This window comes from Plantactinospora sonchi (assembly GCF_036422035.1).
Taxonomy (GTDB): Bacteria; Actinomycetota; Actinomycetes; order Mycobacteriales; family Micromonosporaceae; genus Plantactinospora; species Plantactinospora sonchi.
In genome coordinates, this window is sequence record NZ_JAZGQK010000013.1 from 103305 (window position 1) to 129957 (window position 26653).

Consider the following 26653-nt stretch of genomic DNA (forward strand, 5'->3'; position numbering starts at 1 on the left):
GCGGGTATGCGGCTACTGGTACTCGGTGGAACTTGGTACGTCGGCCACGCGATCGTGAGCGCTGCAATCGAGGCGGGTTGGGAAGTAACCACCTTCAACCGGGGTACCGCTGATCCGTTCCTTGAATCGGTGCGATCGCTTCGGGGCGACCGGAACCGGGCCGATGACGTTCGTGCCCTGGCCGCTGCCGGGGAATGGGATGCCGTCGTGGATACGTCGGGCTACGTGCCGCGCAACACTCTCGATATTGCCCGTGCTCTTGCACCCGTTGCTGGCCGATACGTCTTCATGTCGACCGTGAGCGTTTACCAGGATTGGCCTATCAGGCCGCTGACCGATGGGTCAGCTACGCTCTATTGTCCGCCGGATGCCGGCCCGGACTACGGCGAGGATACTGAGGACGGCCCAACGAGGTACGGCTATCAGAAAGCGGGTTGTGAGTCGGCAGCGTCCCTGGCTTTCGGTGCCGAGCGGACGACCATTCTCCGTCCCGGTGTCGTGCTCGGCCCACGGGAGTACGTCGGGCGCCTGCCGTGGTGGCTTCGCCGGGTGGCTGCTGGAGGTCAAGTGCTGGCTCCCGGTTCGCCGGACCGCGCGATCCAGCCGGTGGACGTGCGCGACCTTGCAGCGTTTGCGCTGCGGACGATCGCCGACGGAACGTCTGGAACGTACAACGTCACGGCGCCGATCGACGGGGCAACCTTCGGGGACCTACTCGGTGCGTGCGCCGAGGTGACGCACTCTGACGCATCGTTTGCATGGGCGCCTGATTCCGTGCTGCTGAGCCGTGGCGTCCGACAGTGGTCGGAAATTCCACTGTGGCGGACGTTCCCGGGAGTGTGGGCAGTTGATTCCGTTAAGGCGCGAGGTGTTGGCCTCGAATGCCGGCCGCTCCGCGATACGGTGGCCGACACCTGGGCATGGATTGTGGCGACGGGCTCAACCAGTAGTCACGAGCGCGCCGGCGAAATTGGAATCGGCGCAGAGAAGGAGTCGCGGATCCTATCTGAACTGCCGTAGCTCATTGCAGCGGCCGTGCAGATGTCTCGGCAAGCCATGCAGACAGTCGTTCCGCGATCTGGCGTGCTTCCGGGTCTGCGTCCCACGGTGGAACTGATAGCAGGTTGCGAACTTTCGCTAGTCGGCCGGTCAGCGAGACGTTGCGCTTGTGAGCCGGCAGTTCCAAAACTTCACCGAGTGCGGCATGCGCCCCGTCACGGTCGCCCATGTGTAGGTGTGCGGCGGCAATGTCGATGTGCGTGCCGTTGATTTGGGAGTACGGACGCCGGGCTGCCGGTAGTGACTCGTAGGATGCGAGCGCCGCCCGTGCATACCTCGCAGCTTCGTCGCCGTTCCGCAGATCAAGCCACGCAGCCGCCGCGCATGCTGCGGCGCGGGCATCTCCAAATGCGAACTCGCCGCCAACGGACTTGCTCAGACCGTCGGGACTCGCCTCTGCGTCATCCCGGTCACGCTGAGCAGCGTCTAAAACGTCTGCAACTGAAGCGCTGTCTCCGAGCAAGGCATGCGACCGGGATGCGATATAGCGGAGGCGGAATTTGGGCTCACCGGTCGGGGCGCCACGCATAGCGCGTGCGAAATAGGTCAGTGCCGTATCGGGTTCGTTGCGCCAGTTCGCCAGAGTCATTTGGAGCCCGTAGGTCCATGCCTTCAGTGCGGCGTGACCGGCCATATCCGCGTACTGCGTCGACGCACGCGCAAGCGTCGCCGACTCGTTCCAATGCCCCAGATCAAAGGCTGTAGAGGCCATCAGAGACGTCCCCTGCCCGATTACGACGTACAGGTCAGCGAGGACGCCGGGCCGCCGCGTTCGCTCGGCGAGTGACCGGGCCTCATCCCGCAAGCGACGGGCTGTTCTGAAGACGTCGAGCGCGGCCATTCCGCCGGATCGAGCGAGAAGCATCATGTCTTCTTGCAGCGACTCGACTGATTCGCTGGTGGCGGTGCCCTCGGTCAGAAGAGGGTCGTTGGAGATGCTGTCAGCAGCGCTGGTCACAACATCTGTAACTGATGCGCTGCCTGCAGTTGTTCCCGGAGTTTGTGCCGACTGCGAGATAGTGGCTCTGAATCTCGTTTGCGCCGTTTCGGAGAGTCGCTTAAGAGCGGCGGTAAGCACATCTTGGTTTGCTTGACCGGGAACAGTATCGGGACGGCTGTGCCAGTAAGCGACTGTACGAACGGCTATGCCAAGCCATGCCGCGAAACGCTCGTTCGTCATGTTGGCCGATGCTTGAAGGGCGCAAGCCAGACCACCTGTCCAGCGCTCGACTTCGGCCACGGTCGCCTCCCCACCGGCCCGGGTTGCACTGGCCTTGCATGCGGTTGCACCGGTTCTGCCTGGGTAGCGCGCCCTGCTTCGACTTCACTGGACGTACCACCCGGCCGGGGCATCCCGGCTCAGACTACTCAGGAGGTTGTCGTGGCGGGAAGGCCAAACAGCGACGCGGTGCAGCCCCGGTTTCGGTCGGTCGGTGAGACGGCGGACATCCTCGGGATGTCCGTGGTCACGCTGTACCGAGCGATTCACTCTGGACAGTTTCCGGCCATCAAGATTCGTGGTCGCTTCGTCATCCCGGCCCGCGTCATTGACGAGATGGAGTCATCGGCTCTGTCGGTCGGCCTGGTCGATGCTGGCGACTTCGTGAAGACCCGGGCCAGTTGACCGGGCGCTACCCGTCGGCGCGACGCGGTCGTTTCGGTCCCGGCGAGGCCGGAGGGATGCCCTGCTCTCGGGCCATCTTCCGGATGTAGGCGCCGGTGAACGGCGACAACCGCTCTACCTCGGTAGGCCCGACACCGGCACGTAGAGCGGCCAGCACAGCTGCGATCGTCCCTTGCCGGGCCTCCTCGTGCGCCGCTTCGGTACGTCGGTAGCGCCTGGTAGCTGCGGCAAGTTCCTCTCGAACGTCACTCACCCAGACAGGTTAGCGCAACTCCCTTGCGCAACCGATCCACGTATCGATACTCTGTTGCGCATTCCAGTTGCGCAACACTAGACGTGCGACGTTGCCTTGAAAGGAAGAGATCAAATGGTCGAGACTCGCGAAGGCGCCGAAGGGCAGCCAACCGCTGCCGATCTCGCCGCGATCGAGCACGAGTGGCCGCTGATTGCGGCTGACCTGGACCTTCTCGACGCCGAGATCACCCTGATCTACGCCGAGGACCACGGCGGACCGACCGAACTGGACTGGCGCCGGGTGCGCCGGGCCGAGGCCCGGGTCACCCGTGTCGCCGCCGACCTGACCGCCCGTTCCGACCCGCGCTGCGCGGCCTGATGTCTCGCGTCCGCGCCGCCTTCTTCGATCCGGACGGGGCGCGGTTCGGCATCCCGACCTTTTGGTGGCGGGGTGCCCCGCCGGGCTACGCCACCCGCCGACAGTTGACCGCCGCTGGGCTACGGCCCGCCGGTCAGCCGGTCGCCGGCCAGGTGCTCTGGCGCGGCCTTGGCGGTACCCGGGTCGCCTACCTGTACCGGGTCGACCTGGCCCGACCGAAGCGCACCGCGACCCCCGCTCAGCGTGCCGCGATCGGTAAGGCGCTGGCGGCCCGCCGGACGTGCCCGACATGCCGGGTGGTCCGGCCCTACTACATCCCGCGCTCGCTCGGCGAGTGCGTCGACTGTGCCTATCCCGAGGAGGTAGCAGCATGACCCCCCGCACCTACACCGACTTGAGTGTGCTGGCCGGTATCGCGGCCGGCGCGTCGTGGGCCGATCCGATCATGGACCCGACCCGCATCGACTGGACCGGACGCCAGCGCACGGCCGCGATCCCCTTCCGGGTGGTCGACGGCCGGCCGGTCAACCCGCACGGTCCGACCGGCATCCGGTACGGCCGCAACGAACTCGGTCACTGGGGCGAGTTGGTGGCCGCCGACGCGGTCGTCGTTCTCCGCGACATCCACGGCCTGCGCTGGATCGTGATGGTCGAGCGGGAGGACGGGCACGGATGGGCGCTGCCCGGCGGGGGTGTCGACCCGGGCGAGAACCCGACCGCCGCCGCCGTGCGGGAGCTGCGCGAAGAGACCGGCCTGATCGTGGATCCGACGGACCTGTGGACGGTGACGCTGCCGGCCCGCTACGTGCCCGACCCGCGCGCGTCGGATGAGGCGTGGATGGTCACCGTGCCCACCAGGTTCGACCTCGGCCGGGGGCACGTCGACTTCCCGGAGGTGACCGGCCAGGACGACGCGCGCCGCGCCGTCTGGGCACCCGCCAGCGACTACGCGACCCTCACCCGCCACCTGGCCGACACCTACGGCGGCACGGTCTTCGCCGCTCACCGCCAGATGCTCGCCGACATCCTCGACGCCTGACTGGAGGTCACCCGCCATGACTGCCCCCACGATCAACGGCACGAAGTACCCGCAACCGGTCGAAGACCTGTTGCTCGCCGCCCGCCGGCTGGACCTGCCCGACGGTCAGGCGCTCCCGTCGCGGAACCGGCTGATGCGCGAGTTCCGCATCGGGTCCCCGAAGGCGGGCAAACTGCTGGCCCTGCTCAAGGCCGAAGCCGGTGACGGTAACCACCAGGGACCTTCCGCCACCACCCCGGCGCCCGACCCGGACCCGGTGCCGGCACCGTTCGTACCCGAGTCCGTGCCGCCGGTCGACCCGGACCCGGCACCCGTCCCGGAGATCACGCCCGTCGACCCGCCGGCCGAGGTCACGCCGGTCGGTCGCCCGGACACGCCCACCCCGGCCGCGCCGGTCCGGTCGGCGGTGGTGTGGCCGGTGGTCCTGCTGGCGTTGCCCGCGTTCGTTGCCATCTGGTCGGGGTGGGTCGGACTCGGCGGACTCACCGGGTTTGGGGTGGTGCACCCGCTGCCGGGTATCTGGGACAGCTTTTCCATCAACTCCGCGATCACCCTGCCGATCGGTGTCGAGACGTACGGCGCCTACGCCCTCTACGTGTGGCTGTCCGGCCGTGTGCCCGACAAGGCACGCCGGTTCGCGAAGTGGTCGGCCATCGCCTCACTGTTGGTCGGCGCGGCCGGTCAGGTCGCCTATCACCTGCTCGTCGCGGCCGGTATTGAGTCCGCCCCGTGGTGGATCACGACCGCCGTCGCGTGCCTGCCCGTTGCGGTGCTCGGCATGGGCGCCGCCCTCGCTCACCTCGTGCGTTCGCACGACTAGCTATGCCCGGCGGCACGGCCTCTGGCCTGGAAACCCGCGCCGTGCCGCCGGTCCTCAACCCTCAGCCGAACGACCTCGGGAGAGACCACTCATGTTGTCACTCGTGCGAGCGCTGCGGCGAGCAGCGACCCGCCTGCGCCCCCGCCGGCCGTACTGGCTCGGCACGCCACTACGCGCCACGATCGCCGCTGCCGCCTGCGGCGGCTACATCCTGCTCATCACCTACAGCCAGGGCACCGAGCGGGTCCACCTGCCGACCCGCATGGAGGAGTACGACCGGCCCGATGAGCGGGAGTTCGCCGCCGTGGCTACCGCCCTGGCCGAACGCGGCCTGACCCGCACCACGCCGTGGCAGATCGACGCCTACGGCCGCCTGTGCGCCCCCATCGCCAGCAAGGAGGCCCGCCGTGGCTAGCCCCACCCCGCACGACGACGGCCGTTTCGACTGGCGGGCTGCTGAGGCGGACCTGACCGATACCGCCGACGGCCCGGATGCCGAGGTGCTCTACCTCGATGCGGCGCGGTCCCGCCGTGGCGACGGTGACTCGGACATCGGTCCGGCCGGCGCCGGTGACGACCTGGACGACGTCGAGTCCGGCGGGCCGTTGCTGGTTGACTCGCCCGAGGCGCAGAAGCGCACTCGGTTCAGCCTGGCCAGTTTCCGCGACGCGCGACGGGTGCCGATTCTGCCGTCGTGGCTGCGGTCGGGTCGGGAGTTCACCGGGAACCTGATGTGGGCGACCGGGTTCGGGTTGCACGCGATGGGCTACCACCTGCTGCGGTTTCCGAAGTACGTCGGGAAGCTGGTGTTCCGGGCGCCGGTCGGCGCCTACCGGGTCGCCCGGACGACGGTGCGGTGGTTGTTCGATCTGGAAGGTGAGCCGGTACGGCAGGCCACGGTGCGGCGGGAGGACGCCGAGGAGTACCTGAAGCTGTCGCGGCAGCGTGACCGGCGGGTGCGGTGGCGGGGCATCGTGGCCACCTTCGGTACCGCCGTGACGGTGGCCGGTGGGGTGACGCTGGTGTTCGCTCCGTCGTGGTCGCGGTGGGCGGTGCTGGGCATGCTGGTCACGCTGTTCGGGCTACTGGGTGGCCGCAACGACGAGCCGCTGTTGGGCACGGCCGTTGTCCGTACCCAGGCCGCGCCGTTGACCTCGGTGGAGGTGTTCCGGGCGTTGGCCGCCCTGAACATCAAGGGCATCAACGACGCGATCCGGCGGGGTGACACCGGCAAGGGGTGGTTCCCGGCCCCGATCGCCCGGGAGAACGGCACCGGGTGGCGGGCCGATGTCGAACTGCCGCGCGGGGTGACCGCGTCGACGGTGGTCGACAAACGGGAGGAGTTGGCCGCCGCGCTTACCCGCCCGCTCGGGTGTGTGTGGCCGGAAGCCAACGCCGAGGTGCACCCCGGACGGCTGGTCCTGTTCGTGGCCGACCGGGACATGTCCCGGTCGAAGCAGGTCGCGTGGCCGCTGCTGAAGTCCGGCACGGTGAACCTGTTCCGGCCGTTCGCGTTCGGCACCGACCCGCGTGGCCGGCTGGTGAACCTGACCCTGATGTTCGCGTCGATGATCGTCGGGTCGATCCCGCGTATGGGTAAGACGTTCTCCCTGCGGTTGGCCCTGCTCGGCGCGTGTCTCGACCCGCGTGCGCAGATCCACGCGTTCGATCTGAAAGGCACCGGGGACCTGTCCGCGCTGGAACCGGTGGCGCACCGGTACCGGGCCGGTGACGATGACGAAGACATCGCCTACGGCCTGGCCGCGATGCGGGAACTGCGGGCCGAGCTGCGGCGGCGGACGAAGGTGATCCGGGACTTGCCGCGTGACCTGTGCCCGGAGAACAAGGTCACCGACGAGTTGGCCAACCAGCGCAAGCTTGGCCTGTTCCCGATCGTGGCCGGGGTCGACGAGTGTCAGGTGTGGTTCGAGCACCCGAAGTACGGGGCCGAGTTCGAGGAGACCTGCACCGACCTGATCAAGCGCGGGCCGGCCGCCGGCATCACGCTGATCCTGGCCACCCAGCGACCCGACGCCAAGTCCCTGCCGACCGGCATCTCCGCGAACGCGGTGCTGCGGTTCTGCCTGAAGGTCATGGGCCACACCGAGAACGACATGGTTCTCGGTAGCTCGATGCACAAGAACGGGATCAAGGCGACCATGTTCTCTCGCCGTGACCGGGGCATCGGCTACCTGGCCGGGGAGGGCGACGACCCGGTCATCACCCGGACGTTCTTCATCGACGGCCCGACCGCTGAGCAGGTCGTACGGCGTGCCCGGACGCTGCGGGAGAAGGCGGGAACCATCACCGGGCACGCCACCGGGCAGACCGTTGACACCGCCGCCGTCCGCAAGGACACCCTGCTCGATGACCTGGCCGCCGTCATGTCGGACAAGAAGCCGAAGGTGTGGGCGACCGTGCTGGTCAAGCTCCTCGCCGAGCTGCGGCCCGACGTGTACGCCGGTCTGACCACCGACCAGCTACGCGCCGCGCTGAAGCCGTGGGGGGTCACTCCCGGCCAGGTGTGGGGCAGCGACCCGGACACCGGCGAGTCCGGCAACCGGCAGGGCTTCAACCGCGTCGACATCCTCACCGCGCTCACCGACCGTGACGGGAAGAAGGGGCGCGGCGCGGCCGGATAGCCCGTCGACCGGTCCTAGGTCTAGGAGCGGTGGCTTCTAGACCTAGGACCGGCCCTAGGAATCCAGACAACACCTGATCAGGCCCCTAGTACCTAGGGGCTGCACTGTCCCGCACCCTGAACCGGCTCATGGAGGCATTCCGTGACCCTCGCCGTTGCCCTAGCTACCCTCATCCCCGTCGGTTACGCAGCGTGGTACGCCGCGCTGTGCGTCGCCGACCCGTTCGGCCGTTGCCGACACTGCGCCAGGCGCCGTAACCGGCTCGACCGGCGGCACCGTGACTGCCGCTGGTGCGACGGAACCGGCCGCCGCGTGCGGGTCGGCCGCCGCGTCTACGACCACTTCCGCGCCGAGTACGACCGGGGCACCCGGTGAAGCGCCGGCCGACCCGGCACACCGCCTGGTGTGCCCGTGACCACCGCTGCAACCTCGGCGAACACCGATCCGAGGACCTCGTGGTCGACCTGCCCGGCCACGGTCGGGCCGTACTCACCCGCGTCACCGCGACCGGCGGCACCGGTCAGGCAGAGATCCGTCTCCGTGTCGCCCTGGCCGACACCGAACCGGCCGCACGGCGCCAGTTGACCGCGATGCTGACCGACCTTCGGGCGCTGGTCACTCGCGCCGCGCTGGCCGGCCGACCGGCGCCCGCCCGTCGGTGGTGACCGGTGGGCCGCCACCTGGCCGACCGGTGCCAGCACTGGATCGGCGACGCGGGTCGGTACTGCCACTCCACCGACCGGGTCCGGATGTTCCTGCCCGGACCGCGCTGCCCTCGCCATACCCCGGCGGTCATCGCCGGCCGTGTCACCTGCACCACCCCTGATGGAGGGAACCTGACCATGCTTGACCTGTTGACCACCGCCCGTGCGCACGCGGTGCGCGGGTGGCGCATCTTCCCGCTACGCCCCGACGACAAGCGGCCCGCCGTCAAGGACTGGGAGTCCAGGGCCACCACCGACCCGGACCGCATCGAACGGTGCTGGTCGGCCGGCCCGTACGGCATCGGTATCGCCTGCGGCCCGTCCGGGCTGCTGGTGGTCGACCTGGACGTGTCCAAGGTGCCCAGCGGGCCGGACGGTGCCGACACGTTCGGCACCGTGGCCGACCAGCACGGCGACCCGCACGTGTGGCAGACGTACACGGTGCGGACCGGTCGGGGTGGCCTGCACCTGTACTACCGCCACCCGGCCAGCGGCCCGGAGCTGCGGAACACCGCCGGCACCCTCGGGCCGGCCGTCGACACCCGCGCGCACGGCGGCTACGTGGTCGCCGGCGGGTCGACGGTCGCGGGCCGGCCGTACACGGTCGACGGGGACACCAACCCGGCGCCGCTACCCGGATGGCTCGCCGACCTGCTCCGACCCCCACCGCTACCGGCTCAGCGACCGGTGGTGGTCGACCTGCCCGGTGGCCGGGAAGGCGCCTACGTGCGGGCCGCAATCGACCGGGAAACCGGCCGCGTCACCACCGCACCGGAGGGGCAACGCAACCGGTCGCTGTACATCGCCGCCGTGGCACTCGGGCAGTTGGTGGCCGGTGCGGTGCTTACCGAGGTACAGGCGACAAGCGTGCTGGAACAGGCGGGGTTGTCCGCCGGACTCGGTCCGGTCGAGACGGCGCGGACCATCCGATCCGGGCTGGCCGCCGGGCAGCGTCGCCCCCGGACGGTGGCCGCATGAGCACCGAGCAGCTGCAACCGTGGCGGTGGTCCTACAGGGCCGACCCGCGCGCGCTGCCATTGGCTGACCGGCACTACAACCGGCAGAAGATCGGCTCACCGCAGTTCGTACCACCTGGCCGGTGCGTCGTGCTGCTCACCGATGACGCCGATGCCCTGTGGGTTACCTCTTGGCCGATCGCGGCCTACGTCCAGCACGCATGGGCCGGAGCCATGGTCTGCTCCCTGTTCCGCCGGGAACCAACCTGCCCACACCGCGCCTCCACGCTGATCACCGCCGCCGTCGCCGCTACCCGCGCTCACTGGCCCGACCTGCCTGCGCTCGGCATGGTCACCTTCGTCGACCCGGCCAAGACCCGACGCAAGCGAGACCCCGGACGCTGCTACCGCCGCGCCGGCTGGACCCCGGTCGGGTGCACCAAGGGCGGACTCATCGCCTTACAACTGCTACCCGCCGACTGCCCGACCGCCGTACCCGCCCGACCGCCGTACGCCTACGGGCAAGGCGACCTGTTCGAACTGGAGACCGCAGCATGACCGCACCCGCACGTCTCCACCTGGTCACTGGCCCAACCGACACCACCACCGACCGCCCCGACCCGGGCGGGCCGCTGTGGGATGTTCCAGTGCCGTTGACCGGCCCGACCACCGCGCCGCCGCCGTTCCCGGTCGACGTGTTCCCGGCATGGCTGGCTGACATGGTGACCGGCGTCGCCCGGTTCACCCAAACCGACCCGGCCATGGCCGGCACCCTCGCCGTCGCGGTGCTCTCCGGGTGCGCGGGTGGCCGGCTGGAAGTAGAGCCGGTCGGCGGGTGGCGGGAACCGGTGAACGTGTTCGCCGCCGTCATCGCCGGCCCCGGCGAACGCAAGTCCCCGGTGCATCGGGCGATGACCGCGCCGCTGTTCAGTGCGCAATCGACGCTCGGCGAGGCGATGCGACCGCGCATTGCGGAGGCCGCCGCGTTGCGGGACATCGCCGACCGGCAAGCCGAGCAGGCCAAGGCCCAAGCGGCCAAGGCCGCCGACCCCGACAAGCGGGATCAGGCGTCGGCCGAGGCGGTGGCCGCCGCCATCGCGGCCGAGTCCATCACCGTTCCCAAGCTGCCGAAACTCATCGTGGACGACGCCACCCCAGAAGCCCTCATCGGTCTGATGGCAGCCAACGGCGGACGGATGGCCATCATCAGCGATGAAGGCGGTATCTTTGACACCCTCGCCGGCCGCTACTCCGGTACGCCGAACCTCGATCCGTACTTGAAGGGTCACGCCGGGCAGCCGATGAGCAATGAGCGGCAAACCCGCGAGGGTGCCTCGATCGAGAAACCCGCGTTGACGGTGTGCGTCATGGCGCAACCGTCGGTGCTGCGGAAGTTCGGCGGGAACGCCGACCTTGCCGGCCGGGGACTACCGGCACGGTTCCTGTTCGCCCTGCCCCGGTCCCTGGCCGGATATCGGCTGGTCGACACCGAACCCGTGCCCGAGCAGGTGACCACCGGCTACCGGCACCGGGTCCACGACCTGGCCGCCACCCTCGCCGAATGGGAAGACCCGGCCGTGGTCACCCTCACCCCCGACGCCAGCCGCGTCCGACTCGCCGCCGCCCAAGAGGTGGAGGCACAGCTACGGCCCGGCGGGACCCTGTACGACATGCGGGAATGGGGCAACAAACTGTCCGGCGCCACACTGCGCCTCGCCGGGCTACTACACGTAGCCCACCACCCCGCCGACGCGTGGCGGCGCCCGGTCGACGCCGACCGGATGACCGACGCGGTACGCCTGGCCGAGTTCTTCGCCGCGCACTACCGGGCCGCACTCACCACCATCGGCAGCAACACCGCGATCGAGACCGCCCGGTACGTACTCGGGGTGCTCACCACCAAGGGCATGACCGCCTTCACCCGCCGGGAGCTACACCGCCGTGTCTCCCGGAAGCTGCCAAAGTCCGATGAAGTGTCCGCCGTGCTGGCCGAGCTGACCGCGCTCGGATGGGTCCGATCCGGTGCGGACGGCCGCTACGAACTGCACCCGCGCGCCGCGGCAGAGGTGCCGGGAAGCGTTGACACGTTGACACCCAACGCCGATGGCGACGTTTCCGCAGCTCAAGACACCCGCGAGGGTGTCAGCGGGCCACGTTGACACCCGTTGACAGGCGTTGACACCCCGCTGCCGGACCACCCGGTGTCAACGGGTGTCAACGTCTGTCAACGTCCATCGGTGACACCCTTACACCGGCCGTCACCTGCGGAGACAGTTGCCCGGTCGCCGATTGTCAACGCGTCAACGCTTCCTGGTCGCTCTTCAATGCCTCGTCGGTGCCCCGCTTGATCGATGGCAGCGCGAGAAACGGTACGCTGAGAGCCGCAGAGCCGGATCGGCCCTATGTCTTACACCGGGATGCCCCGGATCTTGCCTCTGCGGCGCCCTCAGAGGCCGTCTCTACGTCTCTCTGTCGCGATCTCTCATGAAGGGCCAAGATTGGCCAGCTTCCAGCGGACGGCGCCCTCCGTCCAAATTAGGCTGCGTGTCACCTGCCGCTGAACTTACTCACGCGATCCACATCATGGTCATTGCCTTGATGAATCTTACCTGGTCGGCTCCTCAATGCTGGCGCGGCTGTCGTCGCTATACTCCAACACCCCGTGCCGCATCTGCCCCTGTGATCGCTTGAAGAACCGGTCGGGCACAAGCTCGTTGGATGCAACTATTGCACCGTACTCGGCGCGTAAGTCACGAACTGTTTTTTCTAAAGTATCGGTATCTCGCTCCATGGCAAGGGCAAGTTCCAAACGAACCGCATGTCGCAATACCGTTAATCTTTTTGCCGAATCTTTGAGGGGGTCTGCCCTTTTGCTGGCACCAAGAAAAGACGCTGTGGCAACGACTGCGCTCGCGATGGCGCTGACGGCCCCCCACTGCTTCGGCTGATTGAGCGAAACTAACAACGAGGCGACGGAACTGATTACTGCCGGCCAGAATATAATGGCCTTTCCCCAGAAGTCGGATGACTTGGCTGCGTTGAAGTAAGTTAGGGAGGTATAGTTGCAGTCTTCGTAAAGATTCTCGCACTCTTTTCTGAGCTGGTCATGTGCACTAGATGCGGCCATAGGGCCTTCTTTCTGAGGTGGGGACCGGTATAGAAGAGGGTTCGGTTCTTAGGTAATCGGCAGTTATCCGTAGCTCCGGCATGGACCTAGAGATTAGTTCGAGCATCTCTGACCCGCAATTCTTTGCCTCATAGCATGCTACGAGCAGCGCGCGCCTTACATTGATGTCTCGTTCCTCTCTGAACTGCTTTTTGAGCAAAATCGCATCTGTTGGTTCGCCATGCAGCCCCAGGTACCTTGCGGCAAACTCACGGACAAAGCTCTGAGTGTTCTTATTCTCGATGAGCCGCCAGGCAGAATCTCGCGCCGCAAGTTCTTTCACGCCATTAGTGATTAGGTATAACAGCAGGTTCTGCTGTGCGAACGGGTACTGCGATATCTTGCTGTCGAGAAGAAAGTCCGCGATTCGTCCCCCATGTTTTGATTCAGGCTTGTAGAAGATGCCCAGGTACTTAAGCGCCTCGCGGCTAATGTGAGGCACCGATCCCATGTTTTCTAGTATCCATTCGACCGCGTAGCCGTCTTTGATGGATGCTAGCTTCGTAAGGCTGAAGGTGAAATTCCGCTTGTCTACAAACTTTCCGCTAACCGCACCATCAAAGAACTTGTGGAGGTCGGCCGGAGCTTCGTCCTTGCCTGTGGCGATACCGTAGTTGATTGCGTTCATGTCGGCATCTAGCAGTTCATCTAAGACACCGTCGGCGGGGAATACGTGGGTCTTAGCGCCAGCGAGAACTAGTCGTCGACTCCGAAGAATCGCCGTTAGATGCAGCAAGGCCTTCCTGAGTGCAAGCCAATCCGCTCCGAAAATTAACATGTCATCCGAATATCGAAAGTGCTTGAATCCCTCTCTCTTCAGTGCGAGATCGACTGGAAGGAGGTATAGATTGGCGAGGATCCCAGTTACATCAAAGCCCTGTGGTATTCCCCAGACGTTATTCAGGGCGTTGAACGCGCGCAAAAAAATCGTCAGGCTGTCCAATGCCCATTTTGGAGGAGCTAACGCCTCTAGTTCCTCCAACAACAAGGAAACATCTACATTCTCGTAGAATGCGGAGACATCTGTTCTTGCAAGCATGAGTTTGGGGTTCGCCCGATGGAACGTCCGTGCCTCTTCCATCATTTTCATCCATCGACCAGTGGGCGCGTACAGCCTCTTTTCCCAGCTTAGCCAGCGATGGCTGAAAACTGCATCCGAAAGCCTGCTATCGATTTTCTCCACAACAGCCAAAACAGATGCCTCGTACATCAGTCGGCTTTCGAGGCTGACTCTCGCAAGAGGTCGGACTAACAGCTCATTCTTGGGCAGATCGATGAGCTCAACATCTGCCGGTTTTATGTCACAGTCGAGGACTCTTTGTGCTAGCAAAAGGCGCTGTGTGGGCCAAGCATGTTGCATATCGGCAAACGCTATTGGATCCGGCAAGTCAAGATCACCGGTTGATGCGCCGACATGCGACCATGCGAGGTCGAGGTGCTTGAGGACGTCGTCGAGGCCGGCCGGCTCCATGAGCCGGCACTCTACAACTGCCGCGCGACTAGCTTTGGGGCTGGCCATCACGGCGATCGAGTGTGGAGCCAGACGTGGAGCGAACTAGGGCGTGCCGGTGAAACTGTAGGGCGTGGAGACATGGCACACGCAACTGAAGTTACTGGTGGAAGCCAGGGTCGTAGCGGTCGTGGCCCTTCCTAAACCGTGTGTCGCAGGTTCGAATCCTGCCGGGGGCACCTCGAAGATCAGCGAAAACGCCCTCCGACCAGCGGAAACACTCCCAGGTGGATGTGATCTCGTGGGCGGTCATAGGCCATCTGAGTCGCCGTTTGTCGCCATCCATGGACTCTTCATGATTGATCTTGAGAGAGTTTGCTCAGGTCAGGACGGCTGACCCGGACAAGATCCGGGCTGGTGGACGCTGCCACGGCTGAACGACCCGGGTGCAGGGTGCGTGGATCTGTCGGTGTGCGCGCACATGATCATGTTGCGGACGCACGACGTTGCTGGATGCGGGCGTGCCCACCCATTGCAGTACTCGGACGACTCATGCGGGCATGGACGGGAGGACTCGGGTGTGTGGACCTCCCGGGAACAACGTCGAGTATCACCGAGTTCCGGACCCTCGCGCGACTCGCCGCTCAACACGACGAGATCATCCGTCTGCGGGCCGCCGCCACTCCGCCGGCCGAGCCAGCCGATTTCCGCAACGGGCAGCGACCATCGGCTCATGCAACTGACCGAGCGACCAGGCCGACAGCGAAGCGGCGTCGGCTGCCCGACCATGGGCAGCGAGGCGCGAACGCAGCCCGAGGACCGATTCTGTGTCGCCGTTTCGCCGTGAACCCTTCGCGTACCGCTCAGGTCGGTCAACGGCGCACCCGATAGCGCAGGTGAAGCACCCGGTTGCCCTGAATCACCACGTCAGGGTCCTCCAACAGGTGCTGCGCGTCGACCGACCCGAAGTAGCGCTTGCCGGACCCGAACACGACGGGTACGACGTCCATCCGCACCTCGTCGATCAAGCCCGCGGCAAGCACCTGGCCACCGACGTCGCCAGCGGCGACCTCGACCATGCGGTCACCCGCAAGCTCCTTCGCCTTGGCCACGGCTGCCTCGACGCCGTCGACGAAGTAGAACGGCGCCTCGGGATGCCAGCCCTCGGGCCTACCCCGGTGGGTCACGACGACGACGTGGTCGATCCCGCTCGGAGGCTTTCCGTCCCAGCCGTCCGTCATGTCGAAAACGTGGCGGCCGGCGATTGTCACCCCGATCTGGTTCCAGTACGCCCGGGTGTAGTCGTAGGACTTCTGCGACACCTTCAATACGCCGCTCTCGTCCAACGCGACGTCACCGCTGGTCAACCAGTCGAACAACGGTCCGGGCTGGTCGTTCTCGTCCGCGATGAAGCCGTCCACCGACACCGAGCTGTACATGACCACCTTGCCCACGGGCACTCCTCTACTTTGGGTGCTCCCAAATTACCGTGTCGTGAGCAGGCGCTCTTGTAAGAAATCAATCGGCCGGCAGCGGCCAGCCGTCCATCGCGTGGCCGGGATGTTCCCGCAGGAACCGCCGCCGGACTTCGACGTACCGGGTCGGCGTGAGCCCGGTGAACGCCCGGAACTCGTGGCCGAAGTGGGCCTGGTCGAAGTAGCCTGCGTCATAGGCGAGGTCGCCCCAGTCGATCGGTCCGGCGGGGTTGAGCGCGAACACGGTGGCGGTGAAGCGGTGGGTGCGGGCCAGTCGCTTCGGCGTGACGCCGATGAGTTCCTTGAACCGCTGTGCCAGATGTGTGCTGCTGACACCGGTTGCCACACTCAGGTCGCCGATCGCCACCGCCCCGCTGGTCGCCGCGATGACGCTGCTCGTATAGCGGACCAGTGCCAGGCCTGCGGTCTCGCACAGCCGTCGCATCAGCTCCTCCTCGAGCAGCGTCAGCATCTCGTGCGGTCCGTCGGCCGTGGCCAGCCGGTCTCGCAGCTCAGCGATGGCGGGCCGGCCCCAAACCTGCTCTACCGGCACCGGCCGGTCACACAGCTCTGCCGCGGGCATCGGCAGGAACGGCGCCAGCCCCCACGACTTGAAGTGCACACCAACGGACCGGGTCCAGGGTGGGTAGCCGAACTCCCACGCGCGGGTGGGCATGGTGACCACGCAGCCGTCGGCGTACTCGGCCGTCTCGATGTCGGTGCCGCCGCGGATGCGGAACGGCGCCCCCAGGTTGACGATGAGCAGCGCCGACGGCGCGGGCGGCAGCGTCAGCCGGGCGTACGGCGGCGCACCCTTCAGGTAGTAAAGGTCGTCGATCAGCCCGTCCAGCGGCGGTCGCGGCACTCTGGACACGTACTCCACGTCGACAGCATCGCCGACGCCGCGCCGGCATCGCGCGCCGGGATGGTCCAGCCGTGCTGCCGCCGACCCCCGCCATCATCGGCTTCGATTTGGCGAGGCCAGCCAGCCCGCTGTATCTGCCGGGACGCGACATCCGGCCGGGCTTCCACGCTGCCGAAACGATCTCTCCTGGATCAAGGCGTCGCGCAAGCGCGGCGCAGGCCGTCAGCGCTCTGCCTGCTGGCAGCCTCCGGCCGGCATCGGCCGGCGCGGCGGGCCAGACCTGATCAGCACGCGGCCCGTTCGTTCGCCGTACTCGTCGACGTCGAGCTCAGCGCCGGTGGCGGCGAGGAAGCGGATTGTTCTTTGGCCGAGGTGCCATCCAGGCCCGATAGATGGTGTTGCACAATTTTCTTTGCTCAGGTGTCTCTCAAGGCAGCGCCTCAGGGGCGGGGGCCGCGCCATCGCGCATACGGGCCGCGTCAACGCTGGGCGGAGCACCGAACTGACGCCGGTACTCCCGACTGAACTGGGACGGATTGTCGTATCCGACACGGTGACCGACACCGGTGACGTCATGCGGACGGTTCGCCAGCAGCAACCGCGCCGCCTGCAGCCGAAGGTTCTTCTGGAACTGGATAGGGGCCATCCCCGTTACCGCCTGAAAGTTCTTGTGGAAGGCCGGAACGCTCATCCCCGAAAGTCGTGCTACGTCCTCGACCCGAAACGGCCGGTTGTAGTTCTCTCGGATCCACCGCACCGTACGTCTGATATGAGCCAGGCTGCTGTCCGCTAGGCCGAGCTGACGGACGGTGTCACCTTGCTCGCCGGTTATCAACCGCCAGAGGATTTCCCGCTTGAGCAGCGGGACCAGTATTTTCCGGTCCCCTGGCCGGTCGAGCAGACGCAGTAACCGCACGATCGCGTCGAGCAATTCGTCCGGGGCGTCGGTGACCGCGACTCCCGGCGGTACGGCACCCGGGGACTTCGGCAAGTCATCCGGCCCGGCCTCCAACAGCAGCTCCGCGATGGCGGCGGGTTCCAGGGTCATCCCGAAACCGAGTGCAGGGCGGCCCGGGACGGCATCGACGAACTGTCCTGTCACCGGAAGATCGACCGAGGTGACGAGGTATTGACCGGCGCCGTACTCGTAGACGCGGTCGCCCACTGCCAGACGCTTGGAGCCCTGAGCGACGACCGCCAGCACGGTGCCGGACATCGAGGAGCCCGGTAGAGCGCTGTGGTCGGCTCTACAGATCCGGACACCGTCGATGGCAGTGGTCAAGTCCGGACGGGCATGCCGTTGCAGCAGTTCACAAAGCTCGTCTGCAGACATGTCACCAGTGCAGCACGGAACCCGTGCCGCCAGCCCGGCTGCGAAAGGATCGTGCAAGGATTGGATAACTACGTGCAAACGTGTGTTGCGGACGGAAGATCGCGGCCTCGGCCAGGGGCCAGCCGTTCTTTGCCGCCAACGGCGACAACAACCCAACCGGGTAGCTCAACGCCTGCTGGCGCGGCTCCGCACCCCCGAAGCGGTGCGTGAACCGCGCCAGCAGATCATCCAGACCAGCCCGCCGTTCGCCGATGTGATCGCCCAACACAAGCTTGAGAGCCTGCCCGACCCTCTGGAGACATCAGGCACAAGGTGCGATCACCCGGCCAGTCCGGCACATAACATCGACACCGACAGCTGGCGCATCGGCAACGACAGGTTACCGATGCTGCCATCAACTGTGAAACTGCCAATTTCGAGTGTTCAACCTGGGAGCGGTCAGAGGTTCTGGCCGCCCGAGACCTCGATGTTCTGTGCGGTGATCCAGCGGCCGTCGTCGCCGACCAGTGCCGCGATCGCCAGGCCGATGTCGTCGGGTTCGCCGACCCGGCCGAGCGCGATCGTCGCCGCCGCGGCCGTAATCGCGTCGGGGAAGCGTTCGAAGGCGTTGTCGGCGAAACCCGTACGGGTGGGGCCAGGCGCGACGGAGTTGACGCGGATGCCGCGCGCGCTGAACTCCTTTGCCATGTAGCGGGTCAGCACGTTGAGGCCACCCTTCATGGCGCCGTACGCGGAGTAGCCCGGCGCCACCCCGGAGTCGTGCGCCGCACTACTGGTCACGTTGACGATGGCACCATTGTCGGCGAGCAGCGGCAGCAGGGTCTGGGTCAGGAAGTACGGCCCCTTGAGCAGCACCCGCACGAGTTGGCCAAACATCTCCTCCGAGGTTTCCTCGAACGGTACCGCCAGATGGCCGATTCCGGCGTTGTTGACCAGGACGTCGAAGGAGTCCCGCTGCCATGTGGCCTGCAGCGCCGCGGCTACCGACTCGCGGAACGCGGGAAAGGTCTCGCTCCGGCCGACGTCCAGCGGCAGTGCCACGGCGCTGCCGCCCTCCTTCTCGATCGTCGCCACGGTGTCCAGGGCTCCGGACCTGTTGGTGCTGTAGGTCAGGATCACTCCTGTCTGACGCTTGGCGATCTGGATGGCGGCGCTGCGCCCGATGCCGGAGCTGCCGCCGGTGACGATGGCGATCCGCATGTTCTCACCTGTCTATTACTGGAGCCGCTCAGTGCTCGCTGAAACTTTGACCCTTCAATTAATCAGCGCCAACTGGGAAAACGTTATAACAATGCTCTGCGATTCTTGCATTATCCTGTCTATGCCGCGAATATCGGATGCCTTGATCGGGCCACGCACAGACAGAGCCGTTCGTTCTGCGGTCCGCCAGCGCGAACCCGAGGTCATCGGCCGGGCGATCAGCGCCGCTCTCATACCCGGCGGATGAGGGGGACCGATCAGACCCGAGTGCCTCAACGCGACGTCTGCCAAAAAGCTCGTCCGAACCCCGCCCGTCCCCCGAAGGTGTCACGGTCGGCTACCACCAGCCTGAGTGCTGGTCTGCTTCTTCGGACCGAGGTTGACGACGTGGATGCGGGCGAGCGCGGCGGCTGGGGTGGCGGGGCTATTTCAGTGTGGTGAGGCGGCGGTTGAGTTCCGCGCGGACGGCGGGCCACTCGCTTGCGATGATCGAGTAGACGACCGTGTCGCGTACTGATCCGTCGGACATGATCTGGTGGCTGCGTAGGATTCCGTCCTGCTTGGCGCCGAGCCGTTCGATCGCTCTCCGGGAGCGGTGGTTGAGCCAGTGGGTACGGAATTCGACCGCGATGTAGCCCATGTCGTCGAAGGCGCGGGTCAGTAACAGAAGCTTGCAGGCGGCGTTGACGCCGGTGCCTTGTCGGGAAGCCGCGTACCAGGTGTAGCCGACCTCGGCGCGACGGTTGGCCGCATCGACGTGGCACAGGCTGGTCACGCCGATCGCCCGGCCGGTTCCGGAGAGGCACACCGCGAAGGGCTGCATGGTGCCCGCGGACCGCTCGGCGATGAATTGCCTGACGGTGTCGCCCATCGTGTCGGGGGTGGGGACGCTCGTGAAGAACAGTTCCCAGAGGTTCCCGTCGCGGGCGGCCTCGACCAGGCCGGGCACGTGGGATTCGTCCAGTGGCCGCAACTCCACTCCGTGGCCACGCATCCCTGCCTCAGCGAGTACCACGAAGCTCCTCCCACATCGCCCGGGTCATCTCGTATTCGACCTCGCCCAGGTCGGCTCCGGGTAGTGGGGCATCCCAGGTGGGGAAGTACGTGCGGACGTAGCGCATGCCAACGGCCTCCATCACGCCTCGGGATCCGGCGTTCACGGTCATGGCCTGTGCGATCACCCGCTGCTGCCCGACCGTGTCGAAGGCATGCCGCAGCAGGGCGCGGGATGCCTCACTGGCCAGGCCCTTGCGCCAGTACCGGCGGAGGAGGCGGTAACCCAGGTCTGTGACGGTCGGGTCGTCAGGCTGATCGGGGCCGTGCGCCGGAGGGAGCATCAGGAGCCCGATGAACTCGCCGTCGTCCTCACGCGCCGGCGGTGTCGAGCCGGGCGCGCCGCCATCGGACCCGAACGCCATCCAGAACCCGAGGCCGTCCACCTTGCGCGCCAACGACAACCGTTGCGAATGGGATTCGACCACCTCGTCCCTGGATCGCGCCCGACCGATGATGTAGCGAAGCACCTCCGGATCGGAGTCGAGCTGGATCTCCAGCTCAAGGTGCCGGTCGGCGAGGGGAACCAACAGCAGACGGTCAGTGCGCAAGATCGGTTGGGGCACGCGCCAAGGATTCCATCGTGCGGCCGCCGCCGCGAGCGGGTTTGCCGCAGGTCACGCGCAGCGGCCGCAGGCGGGGTGCACCCGCGCCCTCCGTGGTTCGTCGCCGTACGGGTGTGCGCGGTTGCTGTCAGGTCGGGGTGGACCGGAGGGCGTCCACGACCGGGCGGCGGGTGGCGGCCAGGGCGGGGATGGCGGTGAGTACGGCGACCGTGAGCAGGACCGTGAGTGCCAGGGCGAGCATCCAGCTGGTGGGTGGGTACCTGAGGTTGCCCGGAGTGGTGACCAGATTCAGCCCGATGCCGGCCGGGACGCCGAGGGCGACGCCGAGTGTCGCCGGAAGAAGCTGCGCCACCGCCATGCCCACGGTCACCTGTTCGGGGGTGGCGCCGAGTGTGCGGGCGACGGCCAGGGGGTGCCGGGCGTCGAGAACCGCGGTCCAGGTGCTCACGACGGCGTTGATGAGCGCGAGGACGCAGAGTACGACGACGACGAGGAGCATGGCCTGGAGGGTTCGTGCACTCTGCGGATTGGCCAGTTGCGCGGCGCCGAGTTTGACCTGCCGGTTCTGGGCCAGGCCCATGAGCAGGGCGGCGAGCCCGATTGTGGTGATCAGGGTGTTCACCATGACGAGACGGGCGCGGCGGGGGCGACGGGCGTTGACGCGGATCCCGATCAGGATGGCGGTGGGCATTCGGCGGGACAGTCGGACGCGCCACCCGCGGCGTCGGGGTGGCGTGGCGGCGTTCGCCAACGCGTCGACGGTGTCGGTGGTGGCGGCGCGTAGCACGGGTGCCAGCGCCGCCACGGCGGCGATGGCGATGGCGAGGGCGGTGCCGGCGACCACGGCCCGCAGCGCGGGCGGATGGGTGCCGGTGGAGCCGAGGAGCCCGGCGCCGGGATTGGTCAGCGCCGGTGCGGCGAACCAGCCGGCGGCCAGGCCGGTGCCGGCGGCGGCGAGCCCGATGACGAGGTATTCGGCGAGGTGTACGGCGGCGATCATGGCCGGTCCGGCGCCGACGGCCTTGAGGAGTCCCACCCGGCGACGTTGGTCCGCGACGCGGCCGGCGACGATGTTGGCGACGCTGACCACCGCGAGCACGGTGAGCAGCCAGCTTCCGATCAGCAGGGCCAGGTGCGCCCGTTTGACGAGCCTGCCGTTGGCCTCGGCGATCTGCACCCAACTGGTGTACTCGATCCCGCCCGTGCTCAGGTGCGTGAACGAGGTGCTGACGCGCGGGTCGGCGTACCTCAGGTTGAGCGTGTACGACAGCGGCCGGCCGCCGGCCAGCGCGCCGATCTGACTGCTGTCGACCCAGGCCAGGCCGGCGGCTTGGACCAGCGGGCTGCCCGGACCGAAGCGCCAGTCGGCGCGGGGGTAGACGGCCCTGGCGGCGGTGACAGCGGTGCCGACCACCCGCAGCGGGTGGCCGTTGATGTCGACGGTGTCGCCGGTGCGTACGCCGAGGGCGTTGGCGAAGGTGGGCTCGATGACCACGCCGCCGGGGCGTACCCAGGTGCCGTTGGTCACCGCGGGCCGGTCGAGTGCCGCCGGGGAGTTGTCCCGGCCCTGGACGACCGCCTGCACGGTCTTGCCGCGGGCGGTCAGCATCAGATAGCCGATCGGGTACGGCCCGCTGTGTGCGGTGACGCCGGGCGCGGTCGTCAGCGGCGCGAGGGCGGCCAGAGCGCGCGGGCCGGCTGCGCTCGGTGTCGCCACCACGTCGGGGCCCGCGGTGGCGGTCCGGGTCCGCTCGTACGGCTGGGTGAGGGCCCCGTCCAGGGCGAGGCTGAGGGTCAGCGTCGCGGTCGCGGCGCTGATCGCGAGCAGCAGCAGTACGGTCTCCGTGCGGCGTCGGCGCAGGTCCCGCACCAGCAGCCGACATACCAGCAGTAGACGGCCGCCCACGTCAGCGCCACCCGCCGTAGACCGTGCCGGTGCCGGCGTTGGTGGTGTCGACGAGCCGGTTGTCGTCGGCGAACGACCCGTCACGCATGGAGATCACCCGGTCGGCGACGGCGGCGATCCGTGGGTCGTGGGTGACCACCACCAGCGTCTGCCCCGCCGTACGCAGCTCCTCGAACAACCGCAGAACCTCCAGGGTGGCCGCGCTGTCCAGGTTTCCGGTCGGTTCGTCGGCCAGTACGACCAGCGGCTCGTTGCTCAACGCGCGGGCGATGGCCACCCGCTGGCGCTGCCCGCCGGACAGCGCCGACGGCAGGTGTCCGGCGCGGTCGGCGAGCCCGACCCGGTCCAGCAGACGCAGGGCACGTTGTCGGGCCCGACGGGGAGACTGCCCGGCCAGCAACGCGGCCATCTCGACGTTCTCCACCGCGGTCAACTCGTCCATCAGGTGGAAGGACTGGAAGACGAAGCCGACGTGGTGGCGCCGCAGCCGGGCCAGGCCGCGTTCGCTCATTCCGTCGATCCGGTGCTCGGCCAGCCAGATCTCGCCGTGGGTGGGACGTTGCAGCCCGCCGAGCAGATGCAGCAGGGTCGACTTCCCGCAGCCGCTCGGGCCCATGATCGCGACAGCCTGCCCGGCGGGTACGTCCAGATCGACCTCGTCGACCGCGCGGACCAGTGCGCTTCCTCCGCCGTACCACCTGGTCACCCCGCGCGCCCGCAGCAGCGCCGACTACGACGTCCCCGCGGAGGCGGCGAACTACCGCTTCACGGTCGAGGTGGAACGCCCGGCGGCTGCCCAACTCTCCACCCGGGTCAGCGCCAGTTGGACGTTCCGGTCCGGGCGGCCGGCCAACGGTCAGACCCGACACCTGCCGGTGCAGGCGGTGCGGTTCGCCCCCGAACTCGACGGGCGGAACGCGGCACCGGCGGGCCGGGAGTTCCGCGTCCCGGTCCGGGTGCAACGCCAGGCCGGCGCGGAACCGGCCGGATGCGCCAGCCTGACCGTCGACGTCTCCTACGACGACGGCCGGACCTGGCGGCCCGCCCGGGTGACCGGTACCGGTCCGAACCGGATCGCCGTCCTCACCCACCCGACCGGTGCCGGGTTCGTCTCGCTGAGGGCATCCGCGACCGACACCGCCGGCAACACCGTGCGGCAGACGACCATCCGGGCGTACCGCCTGACGGACTGACCGTTCGGCCCGGACTGATCGACCCGACGGCTCCGCCGGTGGACGGCACCCTGCCGCTCACCGGCGGAGCCCGAGGCGCTGACCGGCATCGGTCACCGGTGACCCGGGGAGCGTGCCGGGCCGGTCCGACACGACGCCGTGGGCCGCGGCCACCTGGCCAGGCCCACCAGCGGGAACGCTCGGCCCACGGGGACCCTGTCCCCCGAGCGAGCTACCCGTGACTGTCCACCGTGCGGTGACGATTCCCGGCCGGGGAATCCATAGCGTTCGACGTGGCCGCGACGCCTCGGTCGCGGCCCTCGTCGAAGGAGTCACCATGCGTCTGTCGAAGCAGCTCCTGGCCGTTGCGGCGGTCGCCTTCGTCGGCGGTCAGGGCGTCGTGGCGGTGCAGGGCGACCCCTGGCTCACCCTGGTCGTCGGTGTCCTGACGGCCGTGCTCGCGGTACTCGTCTACGCGTGGGTGGTACGGCGCACCGAACGCCGCGCGCCCACCGAGGTGGCCCGGGCCGGTGCCGTCGCCCGGCTCACCCGGGGGCTGCTGATCGGGGCCGGGATGTTCGGGGCCGTCATCCTCAACATCGCCTTCCTCGGCGGCTACCAGGTCCACGGCCTCGGCTCGGTGACGGGCGCGGTGGCGCTGTTCGGGTTCATGGCCGCCGCCGCCGTGACCGAGGAACTGCTCTTCCGTGGTGTGCTGTTCCGCATCGTCGAGGAACGCACCGGCACCTGGATCGCGCTGTTGCTGACCGGCGTGCTCTTCGGCCTGGTGCACATGCTCAACCCGGACGCCACCCTGTGGGGCGCGACCGCCATCGCGATCGAGGCCGGGTTCATGCTCGCCGCCTGCTACGCCGCCACCCGCAACCTCTGGGTGCCGATCGGACTGCACTTCGGCTGGAACTTCGCCGCCGGCGGCATCTTCAGCGCCGTGGTCTCCGGCAACGGCGAGTCGAAAGGTCTGCTGGACGCCACCATCTCGGGTCCGACCCTGGTCACCGGCGGTGACTTCGGACCGGAGGGCAGCCTGTACACGGTGGGCGCGGGCGTACTGCTGACCCTGGTGTTCCTGTGGCTGGCCCACCGTCGGGGTCACCTCGTCCCGCGCCGTCGCCGCCGGGCGGCCGGCAGCCCGGCGACCGGCGCCGCGTCGACCGCTACAGTCGCCCGGTGATCGACGTCCGGAGATTCCCGGAGCTGTGGCGGCGTGCCGACGTCACGGTCCGGGATCTCCCGCTCGCACTGTTCCTCGTCGTCGCGTCCCTGGTGCCGGCCCTGCACAACCGGGGTACACAGCTCGGCGAGCTGCCGACCCGTCCGATGGACGGGCTGACCGTCGTGGTGCTCGCCCTGGAGTGTCTGCCGCTGGTCGTGCGTCGACGGTGGCCGACGGTCTGTCTCGCCCTGGTGGCGCTCGGCTTCGCCATCGACCAGCTCCGCGCGTACCACACGGTCGCGGGCACCGCGCTCTTCCTCGCACTGTTGAGCGCGGGCGCCCATCTGGAACACCACCGGCGTACGACCGTGGTCCTGCTCTCCGCCGCGTACGTGCCACTGGCCTTCGCGCTGCACCGGCACGGGGCGACCGAGGGCCTGCTCGGGTTCGGGACCTTCTACCTGATGCTGGCTCTCGCCTGGGGCGTCGGGGCCTGGCTGCGGCTGACCCGGCAGGCCGAGGCGGACCGGCGGCAACGGGTCGCGGAGACCACCCGGACCGCCGAACGCACCCGTATCGCCCGCGAACTCCACGACGTCGTGACCCACCACGTGACGGCGATGGTGGTGCAGGCCGAGGCGGCCCGCTACCTGACCGCCGCGCCCGATCGCCTCGACCGGACGCTGACCGCCGTCACCGACACCGGTCGGCGGGCCATCAGCGACCTGCGGCACCTGCTCGACCTGCTCAACCCCGACCACGGCACCGGGCCGCGTACGCCGACCGTCGGCGAGCTCCGGGCGCTCGTGGAGCAGACCCGGCAGGCCGGGCAACCGGTGGAGTTCACCGAGGACGGCAGGCCGGCGGAGGTGACCGGCAGCGGCGAGGTCGCCGCCTACCGGGTCGTGCAGGAGGCGTTGACGAACGCGCTCAAGTACGCCCACGGCAGCCGTACCACCGTGCACGTCCGGTACGGCGGAAAGGAGACCACTGTGGAGGTCAGCACCAACGGCACCGGCACGCACGTCGCGTCCCCGGGCGGCAGCGGGCGCGGGCTCGCCGGGCTCCGGGAACGGGTCGGTGTGCTCGGTGGCGAGTTCAGCGCGGGCCGGGAGGCGGGTGGCGACTTCGTCGTGCGGGCCCGCATCCCTACCGGGACTCCCTCGTGACCGCACCGATCCGGGTGCTGGTCTGTGACGACCAGGCGTTGATCCGTACCGGATTCACCACGATCGTCGACGCGCAGCCCGACCTTGAGGTGGTGGGTGAGTGCGGGGACGGACGTGCCGCGGTCGACCTCGCCAACCGGCTGCGACCGGACGTGGTCGTGATGGACGTACGGATGCCGGTGCTCGACGGCATCGGAGCGACCCGCCTGCTGGCCGGTGCCGGCGTCGCCGACCCGGTGAAGGTGCTCGTCGTGACGACGTTCAACCTCGACGAGTACGTGTACGAGGCGCTGCGCGCCGGGGCGAGCGGCTTCCTGCTCAAGGACGCCCCGCCGGCGCAGCTGCTGCACGGCATCCGCACCGTCGCGACCGGTGCCGCGCTGTTGGCACCCGAGGTGACCCGGCAACTCGTCGGCCGGTACGCGGCGCGGATCCGGCCCGCCGACAGCGGGCCGGACGACGTGGCGTTGACTCCCCGCGAACTGGAGGTGCTGCGGCTCATCGCGAACGGCCTGTCCAACGGCGAGATCGCCGCCACGCTGGTGATCAGCCAGGAGACGGTGAAGACGTACGTGTCGCGGATCCTCACCAAGCTCGACCTGCGCGACCGGGTGCAGGCGGTGGTCTACGCCTACCGTCGGGGCCTGGTGACCTGAGTTCCCGGCCG

At 68.0% G+C, this 26653-nt stretch carries 27 protein-coding genes; 16 read left to right on the forward strand and 11 right to left on the reverse strand.

Going from position 1 to position 26653, the window contains the following annotated elements; genetic code table 11:
- The first annotated feature begins 6 nt into the window (after positions 1-6).
- Positions 7-1020, forward strand: coding sequence for an NAD-dependent epimerase/dehydratase family protein (locus V1633_RS16960; protein ID WP_331215306.1), 1014 nt, complete (start codon positions 7-9; stop codon positions 1018-1020).
- Between the two features lies 1 nt (position 1021).
- Here the strand turns inward: V1633_RS16960 and V1633_RS16965 are convergent, their stop codons facing one another.
- Positions 1022-2299: a hypothetical protein gene (locus tag V1633_RS16965; protein ID WP_331215307.1), complete on the reverse strand. Its 1278-nt coding sequence runs from the start codon at positions 2297-2299 to the stop codon at positions 1022-1024.
- Between the two features lie 141 nt (positions 2300-2440).
- On the opposite strand from V1633_RS16965, the gene V1633_RS16970 reads away from it, so the two are divergent.
- The 11 genes from V1633_RS16970 to V1633_RS17020 all read left to right on the forward strand — a co-directional run bounded on the left by V1633_RS16970 (position 2441) and on the right by V1633_RS17020 (position 11616).
- The gene (locus V1633_RS16970; protein ID WP_331215308.1) at positions 2441-2683 is read left to right on the forward strand and encodes a helix-turn-helix domain-containing protein; all 243 of its coding nucleotides are present in this window, start codon (positions 2441-2443) and stop codon (positions 2681-2683) included.
- A 367-nt stretch (positions 2684-3050) separates the two neighbouring features.
- Positions 3051-3296, forward strand: a complete 246-nt coding sequence (locus V1633_RS16975) for a DUF6284 family protein (protein WP_331215309.1) — start codon at positions 3051-3053, stop codon at positions 3294-3296.
- Positions 3296-3670 carry an RRQRL motif-containing zinc-binding protein gene (locus V1633_RS16980; RefSeq protein WP_331215310.1) on the forward strand — a complete coding sequence of 125 codons (375 nt, stop codon included), beginning with the start codon at positions 3296-3298 and terminating at the stop codon, positions 3668-3670. The genes V1633_RS16975 and V1633_RS16980 overlap by 1 nt, the downstream gene beginning before the upstream one ends.
- Positions 3667-4335 (forward strand): NUDIX domain-containing protein, encoded by a 669-nt coding sequence (locus tag V1633_RS16985; protein WP_331215311.1) that lies wholly within the window; start codon positions 3667-3669, stop codon positions 4333-4335. Before V1633_RS16980 ends, V1633_RS16985 begins: the two co-directional genes overlap by 4 nt.
- Before the next feature lie 16 nt (positions 4336-4351).
- The gene (locus tag V1633_RS16990) at positions 4352-5155 is read left to right on the forward strand and encodes an ABC transporter permease (RefSeq protein WP_331215312.1); all 804 of its coding nucleotides are present in this window, start codon (positions 4352-4354) and stop codon (positions 5153-5155) included.
- Positions 5156-5258: 103 nt separating this feature from the next.
- Entirely contained in the window at positions 5259-5570 is a 312-nt protein-coding gene (locus V1633_RS16995) for a hypothetical protein (RefSeq protein WP_331215313.1), read from the forward strand.
- Complete coding sequence (locus tag V1633_RS17000) at positions 5563-7797, forward strand: cell division protein FtsK (protein WP_331215314.1); 2235 nt, start codon at positions 5563-5565, stop codon at positions 7795-7797. Before V1633_RS16995 ends, V1633_RS17000 begins: the two co-directional genes overlap by 8 nt.
- Before the next feature lie 371 nt (positions 7798-8168).
- Positions 8169-8462 (forward strand): hypothetical protein, encoded by a 294-nt coding sequence (locus V1633_RS17005; RefSeq protein ID WP_331215315.1) that lies wholly within the window; start codon positions 8169-8171, stop codon positions 8460-8462.
- Between the two features lie 177 nt (positions 8463-8639).
- Positions 8640-9479, forward strand: coding sequence for a bifunctional DNA primase/polymerase (locus V1633_RS17010; protein ID WP_331215316.1), 840 nt, complete (start codon positions 8640-8642; stop codon positions 9477-9479).
- The gene (locus V1633_RS17015) at positions 9476-10015 is read left to right on the forward strand and encodes a hypothetical protein (RefSeq protein WP_331215317.1); all 540 of its coding nucleotides are present in this window, start codon (positions 9476-9478) and stop codon (positions 10013-10015) included. The genes V1633_RS17010 and V1633_RS17015 overlap by 4 nt, the downstream gene beginning before the upstream one ends.
- Entirely contained in the window at positions 10012-11616 is a 1605-nt protein-coding gene (locus tag V1633_RS17020; RefSeq protein WP_331215318.1) for a YfjI family protein, read from the forward strand. Before V1633_RS17015 ends, V1633_RS17020 begins: the two co-directional genes overlap by 4 nt.
- A gap of 446 nt (positions 11617-12062) precedes the next feature.
- On the opposite strand, the gene V1633_RS17025 is transcribed toward V1633_RS17020, so the two are convergent.
- The 10 genes from V1633_RS17025 to V1633_RS17070 all read right to left on the reverse strand — a co-directional run bounded on the left by V1633_RS17025 (position 12063) and on the right by V1633_RS17070 (position 23087).
- The gene (locus tag V1633_RS17025) at positions 12063-12584 is read right to left on the reverse strand and encodes a hypothetical protein (RefSeq protein ID WP_331215319.1); all 522 of its coding nucleotides are present in this window, start codon (positions 12582-12584) and stop codon (positions 12063-12065) included.
- The gene (locus tag V1633_RS17030) at positions 12571-14094 is read right to left on the reverse strand and encodes an RNA-directed DNA polymerase (RefSeq protein WP_331215320.1); all 1524 of its coding nucleotides are present in this window, start codon (positions 14092-14094) and stop codon (positions 12571-12573) included. Before V1633_RS17030 ends, V1633_RS17025 begins: the two co-directional genes overlap by 14 nt.
- A gap of 851 nt (positions 14095-14945) precedes the next feature.
- A complete protein-coding gene (locus V1633_RS17035) occupies positions 14946-15527 on the reverse strand; it encodes a dihydrofolate reductase family protein (RefSeq protein ID WP_331215321.1) in 582 nt (193 codons plus the stop codon).
- Positions 15528-15591: 64 nt separating this feature from the next.
- The gene (locus V1633_RS17040) at positions 15592-16431 is read right to left on the reverse strand and encodes a helix-turn-helix domain-containing protein (RefSeq protein ID WP_331215322.1); all 840 of its coding nucleotides are present in this window, start codon (positions 16429-16431) and stop codon (positions 15592-15594) included.
- Between the two features lie 409 nt (positions 16432-16840).
- Entirely contained in the window at positions 16841-17746 is a 906-nt protein-coding gene (locus tag V1633_RS17045) for an AraC family transcriptional regulator (protein ID WP_331215323.1), read from the reverse strand.
- A 438-nt stretch (positions 17747-18184) separates the two neighbouring features.
- Positions 18185-18946 carry an SDR family NAD(P)-dependent oxidoreductase gene (locus tag V1633_RS17050; RefSeq protein WP_331215324.1) on the reverse strand — a complete coding sequence of 254 codons (762 nt, stop codon included), beginning with the start codon at positions 18944-18946 and terminating at the stop codon, positions 18185-18187.
- Between the two features lie 424 nt (positions 18947-19370).
- Positions 19371-19940, reverse strand: coding sequence for a GNAT family N-acetyltransferase (locus V1633_RS17055; RefSeq protein WP_331215472.1), 570 nt, complete (start codon positions 19938-19940; stop codon positions 19371-19373).
- A 7-nt stretch (positions 19941-19947) separates the two neighbouring features.
- Positions 19948-20565: a GNAT family N-acetyltransferase gene (locus tag V1633_RS17060; protein WP_331215325.1), complete on the reverse strand. Its 618-nt coding sequence runs from the start codon at positions 20563-20565 to the stop codon at positions 19948-19950.
- A gap of 127 nt (positions 20566-20692) precedes the next feature.
- Positions 20693-22471 (reverse strand): FtsX-like permease family protein, encoded by a 1779-nt coding sequence (locus V1633_RS17065; RefSeq protein ID WP_331215326.1) that lies wholly within the window; start codon positions 22469-22471, stop codon positions 20693-20695.
- 1 nt (position 22472) lies between these two features.
- A complete protein-coding gene (locus V1633_RS17070) occupies positions 22473-23087 on the reverse strand; it encodes an ABC transporter ATP-binding protein (RefSeq protein ID WP_331215327.1) in 615 nt (204 codons plus the stop codon).
- On the opposite strand from V1633_RS17070, the gene V1633_RS17075 reads away from it, so the two are divergent.
- The 4 genes from V1633_RS17075 (at position 23086) to V1633_RS17090 (ending at position 26642) form a co-directional block, all read left to right on the forward strand.
- On the forward strand, positions 23086-23664 hold the full coding sequence (locus tag V1633_RS17075; RefSeq protein ID WP_331215328.1) for a molybdopterin-binding protein: 579 nt from the start codon (positions 23086-23088) through the stop codon (positions 23662-23664). The genes V1633_RS17070 and V1633_RS17075 overlap by 2 nt on opposite strands.
- Positions 23665-23980: 316 nt before the next feature.
- Positions 23981-24835, forward strand: a complete 855-nt coding sequence (locus V1633_RS17080; protein ID WP_331215329.1) for a CPBP family intramembrane glutamic endopeptidase — start codon at positions 23981-23983, stop codon at positions 24833-24835.
- A complete protein-coding gene (locus tag V1633_RS17085) occupies positions 24832-25986 on the forward strand; it encodes a sensor histidine kinase (protein WP_331215330.1) in 1155 nt (384 codons plus the stop codon). Before V1633_RS17080 ends, V1633_RS17085 begins: the two co-directional genes overlap by 4 nt.
- Positions 25983-26642, forward strand: a complete 660-nt coding sequence (locus tag V1633_RS17090; protein WP_331215331.1) for a response regulator transcription factor — start codon at positions 25983-25985, stop codon at positions 26640-26642. The genes V1633_RS17085 and V1633_RS17090 overlap by 4 nt, the downstream gene beginning before the upstream one ends.
- The last annotated feature ends 11 nt before the right edge of the window (positions 26643-26653 follow it).

What these genes read in the sequence shown, in the direction of transcription:
- V1633_RS16960 (WP_331215306.1), top strand. Translation starts at nt 7, where the DNA reads ATGCGGCTACTGGTACTCGGTGGAACTTGGTACGTCGGCCACGCGATC.
- V1633_RS16975 (WP_331215309.1), top strand. Translation starts at nt 3,051, where the DNA reads ATGGTCGAGACTCGCGAAGGCGCCGAAGGGCAGCCAACCGCTGCCGAT.
- V1633_RS16980 (WP_331215310.1), top strand. Translation starts at nt 3,296, where the DNA reads ATGTCTCGCGTCCGCGCCGCCTTCTTCGATCCGGACGGGGCGCGGTTC.
- V1633_RS16985 (WP_331215311.1), top strand. Translation starts at nt 3,667, where the DNA reads ATGACCCCCCGCACCTACACCGACTTGAGTGTGCTGGCCGGTATCGCG.
- V1633_RS16990 (WP_331215312.1), top strand. Translation starts at nt 4,352, where the DNA reads ATGACTGCCCCCACGATCAACGGCACGAAGTACCCGCAACCGGTCGAA.
- V1633_RS17010 (WP_331215316.1), top strand. Translation starts at nt 8,640, where the DNA reads ATGCTTGACCTGTTGACCACCGCCCGTGCGCACGCGGTGCGCGGGTGG.
- V1633_RS17015 (WP_331215317.1), top strand. Translation starts at nt 9,476, where the DNA reads ATGAGCACCGAGCAGCTGCAACCGTGGCGGTGGTCCTACAGGGCCGAC.
- V1633_RS17020 (WP_331215318.1), top strand. Translation starts at nt 10,012, where the DNA reads ATGACCGCACCCGCACGTCTCCACCTGGTCACTGGCCCAACCGACACC.
- V1633_RS17025 (WP_331215319.1), bottom strand. Translation starts at nt 12,584, where the DNA reads ATGGCCGCATCTAGTGCACATGACCAGCTCAGAAAAGAGTGCGAGAAT.
- V1633_RS17030 (WP_331215320.1), bottom strand. Translation starts at nt 14,094, where the DNA reads ATGGAGCCGGCCGGCCTCGACGACGTCCTCAAGCACCTCGACCTCGCA.
- V1633_RS17045 (WP_331215323.1), bottom strand. Translation starts at nt 17,746, where the DNA reads ATGTCTGCAGACGAGCTTTGTGAACTGCTGCAACGGCATGCCCGTCCG.
- V1633_RS17050 (WP_331215324.1), bottom strand. Translation starts at nt 18,946, where the DNA reads ATGCGGATCGCCATCGTCACCGGCGGCAGCTCCGGCATCGGGCGCAGC.
- V1633_RS17055 (WP_331215472.1), bottom strand. Translation starts at nt 19,940, where the DNA reads ATGCGTGGCCACGGAGTGGAGTTGCGGCCACTGGACGAATCCCACGTG.
- V1633_RS17075 (WP_331215328.1), top strand. Translation starts at nt 23,086, where the DNA reads ATGATCGCGACAGCCTGCCCGGCGGGTACGTCCAGATCGACCTCGTCG.
- V1633_RS17070 (WP_331215327.1), bottom strand. Translation starts at nt 23,087, where the DNA reads ATGGGCCCGAGCGGCTGCGGGAAGTCGACCCTGCTGCATCTGCTCGGC.
- V1633_RS17080 (WP_331215329.1), top strand. Translation starts at nt 23,981, where the DNA reads ATGCGTCTGTCGAAGCAGCTCCTGGCCGTTGCGGCGGTCGCCTTCGTC.